The sequence below is a fragment of the Chryseobacterium sp. FW101-FHT12H09 genome (assembly GCF_058790395.1).
The window spans coordinates 137,102-153,220 of record NZ_JBYTCP010000004.1 but is presented as its reverse complement, the minus strand read 5'-3'; the positions used below and the strand labels follow the sequence as shown (position 1 = coordinate 153,220).

The following is a 16,119-nucleotide window of genomic DNA, read 5'->3' as shown; positions in this document are numbered from 1 at the left end:
TGTTGTTAAATCTTTGTGCTATTGTTTTAAATTTTATTGGTTAACTTTCTATTTAACAGCTTTCTTATATTGCTGCTTCTTTTTTAAAATAATTGACGAAATCTTCCATCTTCATTACGCCGAGATCTCCTTCTCCACGTCTTCTTACAGAAATTGTACCGTCGTTTTCTTCATTCTCACCGACAACCAGCATGAAAGGGATTTTTTTCATTTCCGCATCACGGATCTTTCTTCCTGTCTTCTCATTTCTGTCATCAATCAGACCGCTAATATCGTGATTTTCCAAAAATTGTGAAACTTTTTTTGAATAATCTACATATTTTTCACTTATCGGTAGAATTATAAACTGATCAGGGCTTAACCATAATGGAAAATCACCTGCAGTATTTTCTAATAATATGGCAATAAAACGTTCCATAGAACCAAATGGTGCTCTGTGAATCATTACCGGTCTATGCTTTTCATTATCGTTTCCTATATAATGAAGATCAAATCTTTCCGGAAGATTATAATCTACCTGGATTGTTCCCAGCTGCCATTTTCTTCCTAAAGCATCTTTCACCATGAAATCCAGTTTAGGGCCATAAAATGCCGCTTCACCATATTCGATAACTGTCTTTAATCCTTTTTTCTGTGCCGCATTGATAATCGCATTTTCTGCTTTCTCCCAATTCTCATCAGAACCGATATATTTTTCTTTGTTTTCAGGATCTCTTAAAGAAACCTGAGTTACAAAATCCTCAAATCCTAAAGATTTAAAAACATAAAGTGTTAAATCTATTACTTTTTCGAATTCTTCTGAAAGCTGATCCGGAGTACAGAATAAATGGGCATCATCCTGAGTAAATCCACGAACTCTTGTTAAACCGTGAAGCTCTCCACTTTGCTCATATCGGTAAACTGTTCCGAATTCTGCATATCTTTTTGGAAGATCTCTATAGCTCCATTGTGAAGTTTTATAGATTTCACAGTGGTGAGGACAGTTCATTGGTTTTAGTAAAAACTCTTCTCCTTCATTAGGCGTTTTAATAGGCTGAAAGCTATCTGCTCCATATTTATCCCAATGTCCTGAAGTTACATAAAGTTCTTTTGAACCAATATGTGGAGACATTACAAACTCATAACCGCCTTTTTTCTGAGCATCACTAAGGAAGTTTTCTAATTTTCTTCTTAAAGCAGTCCCTTTTGGAAGCCATAACGGAAGTCCGGCACCTACTTTTTCAGAGAATGCAAAAATTCCTAATTCTTTTCCTAGCTTTCTGTGGTCTCTTCTTTTTGCTTCCTCTAATTTTTCAAGATACTCAGTAAGTTCCTTCTGTTTAGGGAAAGAAATACCATATACTCTTGTCAACTGAGGGTTTTTCTCATTTCCTCTCCAGTAAGCTCCGGCTGCATTTAATATTTTTACAGCTTTTACAATTCCTGTATTTGGAATATGGCCGCCACGACATAAGTCTGTGAAATTATCATGGGTTACAAAAGTAATTTCCCCATCATTAAGATTAGAGATCAATTCTACTTTATACGGATTGTCTGCATATGTTTTTAATGCTTCTTCTTTAGAAACAGGATATAATGAGAAGGTAGAACCTTTTTTAGCATTTTCCAATACTTTCTTTTCAATTTTCTCAAAATCCTTTTCAGATAAACTTTCGTCACCGAAATCTACATCATAATAAAAACCGCTTTCAATAGCAGGTCCGATAGTCAACTTAGCATTTGGATAAAATTCCAGGATTGCCTGCGCCAAAAGGTGGGCAGAAGAATGCCAAAAAGCTTTCTTTCCAAGATCATCATTCCATGTCAATAGCTGTACCGTAGAATCCGTCGTTATAGGTGTGGTAATCTCTACTTGTTTGCCGTTAACAATTGCGGAAATGGTATTTCTAGCCAATCCCTCGCTTATAGATTTTGCCACATCTAGAGAAGTAACTTCTCCGTCGAATTCTTTGACACTATTGTCTGGAAGTGTAATTTTTATCATTGTTTACTATGAAATTTTAAGATGCAAAAATACGCATTTTTTATTTAAAATAGTATATTAACGTATATTTGAATGAAGAAATATGAAAAACATTTACTGATTTTTGTCGTTTTATTTTTCATGATCTCTTTTTTTCAAAAAAAGACATTAAAATTTTTAAATATATTTATAAAAAAACATAGAGATTTTACTCATGAGCACATTCAATATAGATCTACACTGCGATTTACTTTATTATTTATTAGATCCAAAATCTGATATCCATGACAAACAGTTAGGCTGTTCATTACCCTATTTAAAAGAAGGGAATGTAAAGCTACAGGTAATGGCAATTTATTCTGCTACAGGAAAGAACAGTATAACAGAAGGGAGCAGGCAAAGTGAAGTGTTTGCTGATTTACTGAATACGGATGATTTCTTTCTATTCAACACTCAGAATTACAGCAATAGTGAAAATTCGAATCGGGTAGGAGTTCTTGCTTCTATTGAAAATGCATCATCATTTTGTGAAGAAGATTCTAGTTTGGAGGAAGGTTTTAAAAATTTGGAAACTATTATTAACAATACTCAGAAGGTTTTATATATAGGAATTACTCATCATTCTGAAAACCGTTTTGGAGGTGGAAATAATTCCGAAGCCGGACTAAAAGAAGATGGTAAAATATTGATCGATTATATAGCAGATAAAAAGATTGCTATTGATTTAGCCCATACAAGTGATCAGTTAGCCTATGATATTCTTAATTATACGGATCAGAAAAATTATAAAATTTCTATTCTGGCAAGCCATTCTAACTATAGAAGTGTATATAAAAATAATAGAAATCTTCCCGATGAATTAGTGAATGAAGTGATCAAAAGAAAGGGTTTGATCGGGCTTAATTTTATTAAAGATTATATTGACCATCATCATCCTGAAAGACTTTATGAACATATTCAATATGCACTGTCCCTAGGCGCTGAAGATTGTATTGCATACGGAGGTGATTTTTTCTTCGATAAAGAGCATCCGGATAAGTCAAGATATCCCTTTTTCTTTGACGAATTTCAAGATGCTACAACTTATAATTCGATCAATAAAAAGTTATCTGAAGACTTTTCTCCAGGGCTTATGGAGAAAATCAGTCATAAAAATGCACTGGAATTTATAAAAAGATTATAGATAATTTGGGGGTATTAAAAGGTGGCTTCGAGAGCCTCAGCCACCTTTTATATTTATTTTTTCCTTTTATACCGGACCTTTTGTTTTATAATTTCAATAACATCTACATGCTGAACTTTGGATTTTATCCAACCATGGATATCAATATAAAATAAAGATCTTCTATAATACTCATTGGTTGAATATTCTTCAAGTTTTTGATCAAATGCTTCGAAAGCTTTTTGCCTGTCATCCGGAACTAAATTATTCAGATTTTTGAAAAAATTGATACTTTCAAAGTGAAACTCTTCAGGCTTTTTCATTTTTAAGGCAAACTTGAGAGTCGCTTTTATAAACTCATCATAATCTTCATCATTTCCCGATTCGTGTTTTGACATTAAGATCAGAATTCTGGTATGAAACAAAAGATCTTCCTGCACATTCCCTTTAGATTCAATGATCTTCATAGAGTAACGCATGGATTCATTATATTTCTTACTTCCGAAAAGCATAGCTGCCATCTTAAGATATAAAATCATGAAATGGTGCTCATCGATCTTATCCCTAAGCTTATCCATCTTCATTTCAATTTCAGGGATAAGTTTTGTTCCGCTAAAAAATTCGCCTTTTACAAAATGGATATTCATTAAAGTATTAGAATAGGTAAGAAAGGTAAGTGCCTGTAAGTTTTCATTTTGAGCAAAGCTTGGTGAATAAACTGTTTTATTAAAAATTTCAAACTGTTTCTCTAAAATATCAATATTACCATATAGGAAAAGGATCTTTAGTAAATAGGTATTCCCTTTAATATACCAAACCGGATGGCTGAAGATCATTTCAGGTTTCTGATGGAACAATTCCACCCATTGATAGGCATATTTCAATGTATATTTATAATCCTGTAACAGTTGGTTTTTCCAGACATGAGCTTTGTAATACCATAGCTTTTCTGTGAAATTAAGCTTAGAAGGTTTTATATTTTTTATCTGTGCATTAAAGATTTCTAATACTTCCTGTCGGTCTGCATCATTTTTTACATAGCCATGTGTTAACATCTCACTATATAATTTCAATGAAAGATTGGAAAGTTCTGTAGTATACTGATTTTGTTTACTGATCGCTTTTGATTCTTTTATCAATTCTTCGGCTCTACCATTTATACTTCGCGTAATGAATTGGGATTCGATTACTTTTTCAAGATCTATGATTTCTGATGCAATACTCTTTTCGTCTAATTCTAATGCCGACTGCTTTGTTTTATCTAATATTTTCAGAGCCTGCTTATAGAGTCCTTTCTGATAAAGTATATTAGCGAAATCCAGCTGTTCGCGGAGCTGAATCCTATAGTTTTGGTGACTGGGGTTCATACGGAGGCTTACCAAAATCTGTTTATAAAGGTGCGCTTTAAGATTAGAAAGCTGTTGCTTCGTTGAAATTTTTTTCTCTATTATAACAGACTCATTGTACTCACTCATCTTGTCCAGTTCTGAAAAAAGCAAAAGGAATTTAGCATCCACGTTAATTCCTAAACGGTTAACATAAAGCTTGAACTGTCGCTTTTCGGAAGTTGTTAATGATTTAATAAGTACAAATAAGAAGTCTTTCTGCAATTCTGCCATTGTAAAATTTGCTAATTTAAATGTTTGGATATCATATTATTACATTTAGTTTTTCATTATTTGAATATTGTAATTTTCATTAAAATTGAAAATATAAAAAATATGCAAGCCTTAGTTTTGAATCAAAATTAAGTAAAAAACTTCATTATGAATTCCGAAAAGATTGAAATTTTTGATACCACATTGCGTGATGGGGAACAGGTTCCGGGATGTAAGCTGAATACAGAACAAAAATTAATTATAGCCGAAAGGCTTGATAAACTAGGGATTGACGTAATTGAAGCCGGATTTCCGGTATCAAGTCCGGGAGATTTTCATTCTGTTTCTGAAATTTCAAAACTGGTTAGAAATGCAAAAGTATGCGGATTGACCAGAGCCAATAAAAAAGATATAGAAATTGCTGCTGAAGCATTACAGCATGCCAAAAGACCGCGAATCCATACCGGTATTGGAACCTCAGATTCTCATATAAGATATAAGTTCAATTCTACAAGAGAGGATATTCTAGAAAGGGCGGTAGATGCTGTAAAGTATGCTAAAAGTTTTGTAGAAGATGTCGAGTTTTATGCTGAAGATGCCGGAAGAACAGACAATGAATTTTTAGCAAGAGTTTGCGAAGCTGTTATTAAGGCTGGAGCAACAGTTTTAAATATTCCTGATACAACAGGATATTGCTTACCCGAAGAATATGGACAAAAAATTAAGTATTTAAAAGAAAATGTAAGTGGAATAGACAAAGCCGTTTTATCATGTCATTGTCATAATGATCTAGGACTGGCAACTGCAAATTCTATTGCCGGAGTGATCAATGGAGCAAGACAAATCGAATGTACGATCAACGGTTTGGGAGAAAGAGCCGGAAATACAGCATTGGAAGAAGTCGTCATGATTCTGAAGCAACACAAGAATCTAAACCTGCATACCGATGTCAATTCTAAAATGCTTAATGAGATGAGCTTTTTAGTTTCAGATCTTATGGGAATGCCTGTGCAGCCGAATAAAGCAATCATTGGAGCTAATGCTTTCGCCCACAGTTCTGGTATCCATCAGGACGGGGTCATCAAAAATAGAGAAACTTATGAGATTATGAATCCTGAGGATGTGGGGGTAAGTGAGTCTTCCATTATTCTTACTGCCAGAAGTGGTAGATCGGCTTTAGCTTATCGTTTTAAACATATCGGGTTTGATGTTACTAAAAATGAACTCGACTTTTTATACAAAGAATTTTTAAAAGTAGCAGATATGAAAAAAGAAATAGATAACGAAGATCTTAATCTGATGATGACAGCATTGACCAGAAAAATCAGTTAAAAGATCTCTATTTATTTTCTAATCAAATCAAACTAAAAATGAACAATAATAAAACGCTTTTTGATAAGGTCTGGGACGCTCATGTTGTAGAAACCGTTCCGGATGGACCACAGATTATATATATCGATAAACATCTGATTCATGAAGTAACAAGCCCACAGGCTTTTGCAGAGCTTGAATCCAGAAACCTCGAAGTCTTCAGACCGGAACAGATTGTGGCTACAGCGGACCATAATGTTCCTACACTCAGCCAGGAGTTACCGATCCGTGATGAATCATCAAGGAATCAAGTGGAACAGCTGACGGAAAACTGTAAGAAAAACAATATTGAATTGTATGGGCTTGGACATCATTATCAGGGGATTGTACATATCATTGCTCCGGAATTAGGAATTACCCAACCAGGAATGAGTATTGTTTGCGGAGATAGTCACACCTCTACACATGGTGCTTTCGGAGCGATCGCTTTTGGGATCGGAACAAGTCAGGTGGCGCAGGTTTTTGCCAGTCAGTGTCTGTTGCTTAACAAACCGAAATCGATGAGAATAACGGTAAATGGAAAGCTTCAGGATCATGTTCAGCCAAAAGATGTTATTCTCTATATCATTTCTAAAGTAGGAACCAATGGCGGGACAGGATATTTTTGTGAATATGCAGGATCTGTTTTTGAAGAAATGTCGATGGAAGGAAGAATGACAGTCTGTAATATGAGTATTGAAATGGGAGCCAGAGGAGGAATGATAGCACCGGATGAGATCACATTTGAATATGTAAAAGGAAAACCCTTTGCACCAAAAGGGGAAGAATGGGAAGAAAAACTTACCTATTGGAAAAGTCTTAGAACGGAGGAAGACGCTGTTTTTGATGCCGAATTTACATTTGATGCTTCAGAAATAAGACCTATGATCACCTATGGAACCAATCCGGGAATGGGAATTTCATTGTATGATGTAATTCCTGTACCACAAAATGAATCAGAAGAAAAAGCATTACAGTATATGGGATTAAAGGCTGGGCAATCTCCCTCTGATATTGAAGTGAATTACGTATTCATTGGAAGTTGTACAAATGCTAGAATCGAAGATTTCCGTTCAGCAGCCGAATATATTAAAGGGAAAAGTAAATCTGAACATGTTAATGCTTTAATTGTTCCAGGATCTCAGCTTGTTGTAAAACAGATTTATGAAGAAGGACTCGATAAGATTTTCAGTGAAGCCGGATTTCAGATCAGGCAGCCGGGATGCTCAGCTTGCCTTGCTATGAATGATGATAAGATACCGGAAGGTGAATATTGCGTTTCAACATCAAATAGGAATTTTGAAGGCAGACAGGGACAAGGCGCCAGAACTATTCTGGCAAGTCCATTAACGGCTGCTAAAGTAGCTATAGAAGGCAAAATTACTGCCTTTGAAAATTTAAATTAATCAATAAGACATAAAATACATATAGAGGATGTTAAAGATTGCTGCTTTTGTAAGAATTGAATAATTATTTTCTCAAAAGCAGCTTTTAAAAATGTACATAAAAAGAATTGTCTTTCATTTAGAATATTTTAAACCAAACAAATGCAAAAGCTAACTATTATAAAATCCAGTGCAATTCCATTGCCTGTAGAAAATATAGATACTGATCAGATCATTCCTGCAAGATTTCTGAAAAGTATAGACAAAAAAGGATTCGGAGATAATTTGTTCAGGGATTGGAGATATGATGTTCATACCAATGAACCGAATGCTAATTTCATTTTAAATAAACCTCAGTACAAAGGAGAAATTCTAGTCGCAGGTAATAATTTTGGTTGTGGAAGCAGTCGTGAACATGCAGCCTGGTCTTTAACTGATTTTGGTTTCAAGGTGATTGTATCAAGTTATTTTGCCGATATTTTTAAAGGAAATGCTTTAAATAACGGATTATTGCCCGTAAAAGTTTCGGAGGATTTTTTAAAAGATATTCTAAAAGATATTACAGAGAATCCTGAAGAGGAAGTAATTATTGATGTGGAGCAGCAAACGATTAGTTTTAAAAATAAAACTGAATGCTTTGAACTTGATTCTTACAAAAAGATCTGCCTTCTGAATGGATATGATGATATTGATTTTTTAATCAGTAAAAAAAACACAATAAAAGAATTCGAATTAAAAACACAAAAAGTTTATGAGCAATAATTATTTTAAAATAGCGGTTCTTCCCGGAGACGGGATTGGTCCGGAGGTGGTTAATGAAAGTGTGAAAATCTTAAAAGTAATCGGAGAAGTTTTCCAGTGCAACTTTCAGTTCAAATATGGAGTGGTAGGAGCCGAAGCTATTTATCAGACTGGTGATCCGCTACCGGAGAAAACACTGGAGCTCTGTAAAGATTCAGATGCAGTTCTTTTCGGAGCTATCGGAGATCCTTCATTCGACAATAACCCTGATGCTAAGGTTAGACCTGAGCAAGGCCTGCTAAAACTTCGTAAAGAGCTGGGGCTTTTTGCTAACATCAGACCTTTAAAAACATATTCCTCACTGATTGAGAAAAGTCCTTTGAAAAAAGAGATCATTGAAGGGACAGATATTCAGATTTTCAGGGAATTGGTAAGTGGGATTTATTTTGGGGAGAAATTTACCGAAGAAAAAGGAGCTTACGCATATGATGTATGCAAATACAGCAGAGAAGATATTATTCCAATTGTTCATATGGCTTTTCAGGAGGCACAAAAGCGGAAAAACAAAGTAACACTTATTGATAAAGCTAACGTGTTGGATACCTCAAGATTGTGGAGAAAGATCTGTAAAGAGGTTGCTCAGGATTATCCTGGGGTTCAATTGGATTTTATGTTTGTTGATAATGCTGCAATGCAGTTAATTCTTAATCCGAAACAATTTGATGTTATCGTAACAGAGAATATGTTTGGTGATATTATTTCCGACGAAGCCAGTGTAATAGGAGGTTCGATCGGATTGTTGCCTTCAGCTTCTATAGGTGATTCTAATGCGATGTTTGAACCTATACACGGTTCATATCCGCAGGCAAAAGGAAAGGGAATTGCCAATCCTATCGCATCGATATTGAGTACAGCCATGATGCTTGATTATCTGCAATTGGAACAGGCGGCAAATAAATTAAGGGAATCTGTGGAACATGCTATTGAGAATAAATATGTAACCGTTGATCTTAATGCCAAGCAGCCTTATTCTACAAGTGAAGTAGGGGATTTTATTGCTGATTATATTAAGTTTTCTGAGAAATCTTATTATAATTTTGAGAATATTAAGATCGGAAAATCTACAATTGTATAACGAGAAGTTTGATTTTATTTTTTTTATATTGAAATAGTCTGCCTCTTTTGAAGCAGACTATTCATATTTTATTGTTTAGTATTATCCGTTTTTCCGGTTTTATTTTTAGAAGATTTTTCAATATCTTCTTTATCAATATCTGGTGGATTAGTCTTCTTAGAGGACGCCGGGATATTGGGAAAATCCTCATTTTGTTTTTTCGACTCTGCAGCGTTTGTAGATTCTTTCTTTTTGTTATTGTCTTTTGAATTCATAGCTTTAAGTTTTAAAGTGCTAAAATACCTAGTTGACCTGTTTTATCTTCTATGGTATAATTCAAAGCCTTTGCCAAAACGAAAATATTATTAAGATTTTCCATAAGCTGTTTACGGCCCTCATTTCTTAATCGATTTTCATCAATTGTTTTAATGGCTGTATCTTTTGCTTTCTGAGTGACATTCTTAATATCTTTCTCTGTAATTCTATTTAAAAAAGAATCATCCAAAGACTGTATTTCTACGCTTGGTGTAATTCTGACATCTGCATTTGGCAATTCAGTAATGATCAGTTTTTTATTGATAGAATCAACTTCCATTTTCATCTTATTAAGATCATAAGAAACCTGAGCATTGGTCTTGGTATAGGTAATGATGCTGTTACTTGAAACTTCATTTCCAAATACCTCATAACCCATTTTCGTTTTTTGCATGCTGGAAGTATTCTGCTCTAAAACCACCATTTTATTCATTTTAGAAATCTGGTTGGTCAGAATATAATAATCTGATTTTTCCGTTTTTCCACCAAAATTAAAACACGATTTAAGACCAAAAAACAGGAATAACATGACAAGAATTCCTGCTGCAAATGATAGTATTAGTTTATTATTTTTCAATATTTATTTTTTAAATATTTCCCGAATTACGGATTTGTCATCTTTTTTCAAAATGTCAACCAAATCTCTTTCAACATAACCTGTTTTAGGCATTTCTATAATTCTCCCAATCTCTTTTTCATATTTTTCTACAATGATCGTAGGAACTTTTTGAATGTTATAAAGACCTTCTTCGCCCGATGGAGACTCTTTCTTACGATTGACAGCAATAATAGTCAGCTTATTATCAGGAAATTTCACTTCTTCTAAAATCCTCATTAGCCTTGGGAAATCCCTATGGCTGTCTTCACACCAGGTTCCCATGAAAACAGTAATATTATAAGAGGTTATTTTGGCTTTCTTCAGCTCAGCGATGGCTTTCTGGTCAAGTGCATATTCATCATGCTCTTTCACATACCAATCGGCATAAGGCTCTTTTAGAAATTGTTCTTTTAGCTGGTTTCCCAAAAGCATTTTCCCGTCTTTTTGAGTTTCTACCTCACGGTTCATCACTACTTTTTGAGCATTGAACTGTTGGGCAGCCAAAACGAGACTTGAAATGGCAACAATATTTGTAATAAATTTTTTCATATTTTATTTGTCGATGATCGTTTTTAAATCAGCAGGAGAGTAGTATTTATTTTTTAATACCTTATGATCCGCCTGTCTGTAAACATTGAATTTTTCTCCTGACTTTTCATAAAAAGATTCTACTCCTTTTTCTTTATAAAACTCAACTGTTTCATTTGCCTGTTCTTCATTGTCGCAAGCTTTTGACATATTAGAACGCTGAACTTCGTTGAATAGCTCTACAAATTTACTGCCAAGTCCAAATTCCAGAACAGCACCACTCAAAACATATTGCAGATCACACAAAGCATCAGCAATTTCTACGATATCATTATCTGCAATAGCTTGTTTTAATTCATTTAATTCCTCTTGTAAAAGTTCAACTCTAAGACTGCACCTTTCCTGAGAAGGGATTTGTGGGGTTTCTAAAATAGGGGCTTTAAAAGTAGTATGGAATTCTGCTACTTGGTTCAGACTATCAATTTTATCCATGAATTTTTTTATTTAAAGCAAAGATAGAAAAGGATTTTGAAAAATTAAAGTCAGATGCAAGATATTAAATACTGGATTTTAGTGGTGAGAGTAATAGATTATGTTTATGTGGTTTTAATTTCTAAGATCTTAGCCTTCAACTTTTAATTAAACAAAAAAGGCTGCCTATTATCAGACAGCCTCTCTTATAGTATATAAAAAAGACTTTGTTGATCGTGTAGGATCGACTATTCTAAATTCTCATATCTCCAGATTCCTGAAATGTTTAAGACCGTTAATCCAGGTTGCTTTTCTCCGTAACTAAATACACAAAAATATTTTGAATGGCAAAATGAGCAGTCAGTTCCAAAATATAAAGTTGGTAAGTTATTTACCGTTAACGCTCCAAAATGCAACATGCCTTGTGAGGTTTCAGCAACAGCTCCATTCTTTAATAATTCATTTTTTGATAATACTTTATCTTCATTATAAATTTGAAGGATTGGAAAACCTGATTGATATGGGACTATTTCAATGGTATTTTTATGGCCACATTCGCAACAGGTGAAATTGGTTACAGCTGCCGGAGTGATTTCATCATTTGTGAAAATATCCTTATCAACAGGAACTTTTTCACCAATGTTTATTTTTTTTGATATTGAATACATTTGAGTTTATTTATTGCTGAATAACCGTCCCTACTAAGTTATTATAGTGACCACTTGGACTCTTTTTAATAGTGATTTTCACATATCCTTCTGCAGCTAATTTATTCCATGTTTTCTGATAACCGGTAGCAGGATCTATAGGAATTTTCCACATCGTTTGCTTACCGCCACCTATTTGATTGAACCAAGGAATGACATCTGCTGTTTGAGATTTGAAAGGTAATGAATTATTTAAAACATCGATCTCATAATAAAAATCATAAGCATTTTCAGGTTGATTTAATGCTCTTTGTGAGAAGGTGTAAACATATCCATTTACTATGGGACTTGTAAAACTTCCCCCTAAAGTTGGAATTCCAGTTCCATTATAATTAATAGCTCCGCTGTATCTGTCAAATTTCTGTCCAGCCTGAAAAGAAACATCATCTACGATATTGTATCCTCCATTTGCAGGTGGCCATCCACCATTTAAATTATTGGCTTTAAATAATGCTTCCAGTTCGCTCCATTTACCTTGCTTGTATAAATCAAATGCCTGATTTCTAATCGTCTGATTAACAAGCCCAGCTGTATCATATGTTAAAGCAAATTCATCAGCATTTTTGTAGAACACATGTGTGACTCCATTTGTGTTGTCGATTTCATCATCTCTGTCAGAACTACAGGCAATTGAAAAAAATGCAATAGCTAAGAAGAAGATGTACTTAAATAAATGTTTCATAGTTAATAGTTTTTTAAATGTAAAAATTGAGTGAGTATTATTTGAAGGGTTGCATGTAGCATCAATTTGAGAAGGTATTTCCTTGCCAACAAGTTTGTTGCACGTGTTTTTTAAAGCAGGATCACAGAAATAAGTAAGGTGATTTACCGTCAAAAAAAGAGCTGATGCTCCCTTAAATACAAGTTGGGTAAACGGTACAATAAAAGAATAATACTGAATGATAAATTTAATCAAAAAACTTAAATATTAAATATTTTATTTAAATAAAATATTATTTATAAATTAAATTCATTAGTATCTGTAATTTATGATAATATTTTACATTTTAAAGACTGGATTCTATAATTTGCAATAAAAAAGGCCGTCTATTTCTAGACGGCCCTCACAAGGTTTAATTATAAATAATTAATTTTTAATAAATCTCTTAGCGATTTCGCCAATCTGAATCATGTAAGCACCTTTTATAAGATGACTCACATTTACAGTACCTTTTTCAAGTTTTCCTGAATTGATTAGTTTTCCACCCATATCGAAGATCTTATATTCTTCTGATGTTGTATTTGAGATATTTAAAATATCTCTTACCGGATTAGGATATAATTTAACTTCAGTCAATAAATCCTGAGTATTAAGCATATCTCCTCTTCCTGAAGAACCAATATTTAGAGTATAATCTTCAACCTGTCCATAGGTGTAAGTTCCACAAGATGATGATGGAATAGAGCTATATTGCATCATTACTCTCATTCTTGTTGCCCCTAAAGTTGCTGAAGCCGGAATTGTAATACTTCCTGTTACCGGCGTTGTAGTAGATCCTGATTTTGTCCAGGCTAGCTCTCCGCTATCAGTAAAGTCACCATCTTGATTATAGTCGATATACACCGCGTATGCTTCACTGTAAACTGTCGAAGTCCATACTGGAGTTATAGAAACCGTATAAGCGCTTCCTCTTGTTACATTGGTAGAAACAGAAGTGAAGTTTTCGTATCCTGCAGTTCCTGTAGAGCTGTTATTAATGGTTCCGAATTTTACGTTTCCGATTCTTTCATCAGCCGTATTATTTGCAGATGCAGAGCAATAGGTTACAGTACCTCCTCCAAGAGTAGTTACACTTACAGAATTGCTAGATACAGAGGTGTTTCCTGCCGCATCTTTTGCTTTAACTGTAAAGCTGTAAGTAGTGGTTGGACTTAAACTTGTTACTGTATACGAAGTAGTAGCAGTAGAGCCAATTAATGAGCCTCCCTGATATACATCATAACCTGTAACTCCTACATTATCTGTAGCTCCGCTCCATGAAAGATTGGTAGTTGTAGAAGTCGTTCCAGAAGCTGCAAGGGTAGGTGCTGTAGGAGCTATAACATCTGTTCCTCCAGATCCAGCGTTTACAGTAATGTTGGCATTATTTACATCAAAGAAGATGTGACCGGAACCTTTAACCATAATTCTTCCAGTTGTTGTAGAAGCATTTGGTATAGTCACCGCTTGAGTACCATCATTTGGAGTTCCGGCTAATAGGGTAGTCCATGTATTCCCACTATCAGTTGACCAAAGGATATCTACATTAGCAGCATTCACTCCATTGGCAGTAGTTCCTGCAACATTCCATGTTACCGTTTGAGAAGTTCCACCCGTATATGTTGTTGCTGAATTTTGTGAAGAAACACTGAATGGTCCTGCAGTAGCGTTTACTGTGATCACAGCGTCGTCAGAATTATTTCCTGAACCACCAGCTCTGTTATCACGAACCGTAAATCTGAAGTTCAGAGCTCTGGCTACATTAGATAATGCTTCAACTGTAATTTCTGATCCTGCCGTTGTGGTAGCACCAGTTAATACAGAAGCCATTCTAGGGAAATATCTTGTTGGCGAAGTAGTTGGAGTCCATGATCTGAATGTAGGACCTGAAGCTTTTGTTGCACTTGCTGCAGAGCTGGCTCCTGTTTGAGAGGAGGATGCATTATCCATTTGCTCCCAAACATACGTTAAAGAATCACCATTTGCATCAGTACCCGTTCCTGTCAGCATAAATGGTGTGCCTTTAGGAATAGTATAGTCTGAACCTGCGTTTGCTGTTGGAATTGAATTTCCTGTTGCAGTACTTACCGGACAGGTTTTAGCTTTGATATTATTGGTAATCTGTTGGATGCTTATCGCATGGAAAAAAGCATCGGAATGGGGTTGGATATCCTGGGCGGTAATTCCTGCATATCCCATAATAGTTGATCCTGATCCAGGTTCCATATTGGCACCTGTTCCTTCATTACTCATAGAGAATGTATGGTTTCCTCCAAACTGATGCCCCATTTCGTGAGCTACATAATCAATATCGAAGTTGTCTCCAGAAGGGATTGCATCTGCAGGAGAGGTGTACCCACTTCCTTTAGATCCATTTGTACATACACAGCCAATACAGCCGGCATTTCCTCCACCTCCGGTAGCACCGAATAAGTGGCCAATATCGTAATTAGCTTCACCAATCACGGAAGTTAAAGTACTTTGAAGTTGTGAGTTCCAGCTGCTCATTCCGGATGCTGCAGAATATGGGTCAGTGGAAGCATTGGTATAAATTACAGCATCATTATTAGAGATAAGAACCATTCTTGCTGCAAAATCCTTCTCAAAGACACCGTTTACACGGGTCATTGTGTTATTCATTGCTGCTAAAGCATTGGCTTTTGTACCGCCGAAATAAGTGGTGTATTCTCCTGTACAGGAAAGAGCCAGTCTGAATGTTCTTAATTTTGCATCATCCGCATTTGGTCTGGCTGCAAGACTGGTGTTGTCAATCCCTTTTTGAGCAACATCAATTACAGTACATTCAAATTTGTTGAGATCATCTTTTTTGTCTGATTTTTTGTAAACAACATAAGTGGATAGATCTTTTGTGTAGGGTTCAATGAAAACAGCTGATTTATCACCGTAGATTTCCATAGAAGAAAGCCCTAATGAAGAAATACTGAAATAGACAGTGGAATTAGAATCTCCTAAACCTTCACCAACATACGATTTGATATCCGGGTATCTGGCTGCCAGTTGAGGATCAAAGTTTGAGTTTTCTCTTACTTTAAAGTTTTCCATCTTTCCTTCAGAATTAGGGAAGGAAACGATGATTTCTGATTTCTCTCCAACTGCCAGTCTTTTAGGAGCTCTTGAAAGTACATTCTTTAAGCCATTAATATCCAGAGTGTAAACTTTGGGATCACTAATGCTGGTTTTGTTCTCAAAAACATTTGTAGATGCTTTTTGTGAGCTTTGAGACCAGAGACGATCAGTCTGCGCGAAAGAAATGCCCGTCATAAAAAGCACTCCGATCAGAGTTAATTGTTTTTTCATAAAATATTTATTTTGATTGTGGAATATCAAAGCTAATAAAAAATTCATTACGAAAAACAAAATTTTTTAAGAAGATTTTTGAAAGTTGATTTAAAATATTATTCGATACATTGAATATGCGGTAATTTGTATTGTATCAAAAAAAGAAAATAGCACACATAAAATACGT

14 protein-coding genes are annotated in these 16,119 nt (G+C 34.8%); 5 read left to right on the top strand and 9 right to left on the bottom strand.

What is annotated here, in order from left to right:
- Nucleotides 1-64: 64 nt before the first annotated feature.
- Complete coding sequence (thrS, locus tag AC3WRL_RS16305; protein WP_214825211.1) at nt 65-1,984, bottom strand: threonine--tRNA ligase; 1,920 nt, start codon at nt 1,982-1,984, stop codon at nt 65-67.
- Nucleotides 1,985-2,177: 193 nt separating this feature from the next.
- Between thrS and AC3WRL_RS16300 the strand changes: the two genes are divergently transcribed.
- Nucleotides 2,178-3,146 (top strand): dipeptidase, encoded by a 969-nt coding sequence (locus tag AC3WRL_RS16300; protein WP_492330755.1) that lies wholly within the window; start codon nt 2,178-2,180, stop codon nt 3,144-3,146.
- Between the two features lie 53 nt (nt 3,147-3,199).
- Here the strand turns inward: AC3WRL_RS16300 and AC3WRL_RS16295 are convergent, their stop codons facing one another.
- Complete coding sequence (locus AC3WRL_RS16295) at nt 3,200-4,744, bottom strand: hypothetical protein (RefSeq protein ID WP_492330754.1); 1,545 nt, start codon at nt 4,742-4,744, stop codon at nt 3,200-3,202.
- Between the two features lie 147 nt (nt 4,745-4,891).
- Between AC3WRL_RS16295 and AC3WRL_RS16290 the strand changes: the two genes are divergently transcribed.
- The 4 genes from AC3WRL_RS16290 to leuB all read left to right on the top strand — a co-directional run bounded on the left by AC3WRL_RS16290 (nt 4,892) and on the right by leuB (nt 9,334).
- The gene (locus tag AC3WRL_RS16290; RefSeq protein ID WP_214825204.1) at nt 4,892-6,055 is read left to right on the top strand and encodes a 2-isopropylmalate synthase; all 1,164 of its coding nucleotides are present in this window, start codon (nt 4,892-4,894) and stop codon (nt 6,053-6,055) included.
- Between the two features lie 38 nt (nt 6,056-6,093).
- Complete coding sequence (gene leuC, locus AC3WRL_RS16285) at nt 6,094-7,479, top strand: 3-isopropylmalate dehydratase large subunit (protein ID WP_492330753.1); 1,386 nt, start codon at nt 6,094-6,096, stop codon at nt 7,477-7,479.
- Between the two features lie 141 nt (nt 7,480-7,620).
- Nucleotides 7,621-8,220 (top strand): 3-isopropylmalate dehydratase small subunit, encoded by a 600-nt coding sequence (gene leuD, locus AC3WRL_RS16280; protein ID WP_214825200.1) that lies wholly within the window; start codon nt 7,621-7,623, stop codon nt 8,218-8,220.
- The gene (gene leuB / locus AC3WRL_RS16275) at nt 8,210-9,334 is read left to right on the top strand and encodes a 3-isopropylmalate dehydrogenase (RefSeq protein ID WP_261512128.1); all 1,125 of its coding nucleotides are present in this window, start codon (nt 8,210-8,212) and stop codon (nt 9,332-9,334) included. Before leuD ends, leuB begins: the two co-directional genes overlap by 11 nt.
- 68 nt (nt 9,335-9,402) lie before the next feature.
- On the opposite strand, the gene AC3WRL_RS16270 is transcribed toward leuB, so the two are convergent.
- From AC3WRL_RS16270 to AC3WRL_RS16240, 7 genes are all read right to left on the bottom strand, one after another.
- Complete coding sequence (locus AC3WRL_RS16270) at nt 9,403-9,588, bottom strand: hypothetical protein (protein ID WP_492330752.1); 186 nt, start codon at nt 9,586-9,588, stop codon at nt 9,403-9,405.
- Between the two features lie 11 nt (nt 9,589-9,599).
- Complete coding sequence (locus AC3WRL_RS16265) at nt 9,600-10,205, bottom strand: DUF4230 domain-containing protein (RefSeq protein ID WP_214825193.1); 606 nt, start codon at nt 10,203-10,205, stop codon at nt 9,600-9,602.
- Between the two features lie 3 nt (nt 10,206-10,208).
- Nucleotides 10,209-10,775, bottom strand: coding sequence for a thioredoxin domain-containing protein (locus AC3WRL_RS16260; RefSeq protein ID WP_214825191.1), 567 nt, complete (start codon nt 10,773-10,775; stop codon nt 10,209-10,211).
- A 3-nt stretch (nt 10,776-10,778) separates the two neighbouring features.
- The gene (locus AC3WRL_RS16255; protein WP_214825189.1) at nt 10,779-11,246 is read right to left on the bottom strand and encodes a pyrophosphohydrolase domain-containing protein; all 468 of its coding nucleotides are present in this window, start codon (nt 11,244-11,246) and stop codon (nt 10,779-10,781) included.
- Nucleotides 11,247-11,473: 227 nt separating this feature from the next.
- Nucleotides 11,474-11,893: a hypothetical protein gene (locus AC3WRL_RS16250; protein ID WP_214825187.1), complete on the bottom strand. Its 420-nt coding sequence runs from the start codon at nt 11,891-11,893 to the stop codon at nt 11,474-11,476.
- A 10-nt stretch (nt 11,894-11,903) separates the two neighbouring features.
- Complete coding sequence (locus AC3WRL_RS16245) at nt 11,904-12,614, bottom strand: glycohydrolase toxin TNT-related protein (RefSeq protein WP_214825185.1); 711 nt, start codon at nt 12,612-12,614, stop codon at nt 11,904-11,906.
- Between the two features lie 405 nt (nt 12,615-13,019).
- Entirely contained in the window at nt 13,020-15,950 is a 2,931-nt protein-coding gene (locus AC3WRL_RS16240; RefSeq protein ID WP_214825183.1) for a reprolysin-like metallopeptidase, read from the bottom strand.
- Nucleotides 15,951-16,119: the final 169 nt, after the last annotated feature.

What these genes read in the sequence shown, in the direction of transcription:
- thrS (WP_214825211.1), bottom strand. Translation starts at nt 1,984, where the DNA reads ATGATAAAAATTACACTTCCAGACAATAGTGTCAAAGAATTCGACGGA.
- AC3WRL_RS16300 (WP_492330755.1), top strand. Translation starts at nt 2,178, where the DNA reads ATGAGCACATTCAATATAGATCTACACTGCGATTTACTTTATTATTTA.
- AC3WRL_RS16295 (WP_492330754.1), bottom strand. Translation starts at nt 4,744, where the DNA reads ATGGCAGAATTGCAGAAAGACTTCTTATTTGTACTTATTAAATCATTA.
- AC3WRL_RS16290 (WP_214825204.1), top strand. Translation starts at nt 4,892, where the DNA reads ATGAATTCCGAAAAGATTGAAATTTTTGATACCACATTGCGTGATGGG.
- leuC (WP_492330753.1), top strand. Translation starts at nt 6,094, where the DNA reads ATGAACAATAATAAAACGCTTTTTGATAAGGTCTGGGACGCTCATGTT.
- leuD (WP_214825200.1), top strand. Translation starts at nt 7,621, where the DNA reads ATGCAAAAGCTAACTATTATAAAATCCAGTGCAATTCCATTGCCTGTA.
- leuB (WP_261512128.1), top strand. Translation starts at nt 8,210, where the DNA reads ATGAGCAATAATTATTTTAAAATAGCGGTTCTTCCCGGAGACGGGATT.
- AC3WRL_RS16270 (WP_492330752.1), bottom strand. Translation starts at nt 9,588, where the DNA reads ATGAATTCAAAAGACAATAACAAAAAGAAAGAATCTACAAACGCTGCA.
- AC3WRL_RS16260 (WP_214825191.1), bottom strand. Translation starts at nt 10,775, where the DNA reads ATGAAAAAATTTATTACAAATATTGTTGCCATTTCAAGTCTCGTTTTG.
- AC3WRL_RS16255 (WP_214825189.1), bottom strand. Translation starts at nt 11,246, where the DNA reads ATGGATAAAATTGATAGTCTGAACCAAGTAGCAGAATTCCATACTACT.
- AC3WRL_RS16250 (WP_214825187.1), bottom strand. Translation starts at nt 11,893, where the DNA reads ATGTATTCAATATCAAAAAAAATAAACATTGGTGAAAAAGTTCCTGTT.
- AC3WRL_RS16245 (WP_214825185.1), bottom strand. Translation starts at nt 12,614, where the DNA reads ATGAAACATTTATTTAAGTACATCTTCTTCTTAGCTATTGCATTTTTT.
- AC3WRL_RS16240 (WP_214825183.1), bottom strand. Translation starts at nt 15,950, where the DNA reads ATGAAAAAACAATTAACTCTGATCGGAGTGCTTTTTATGACGGGCATT.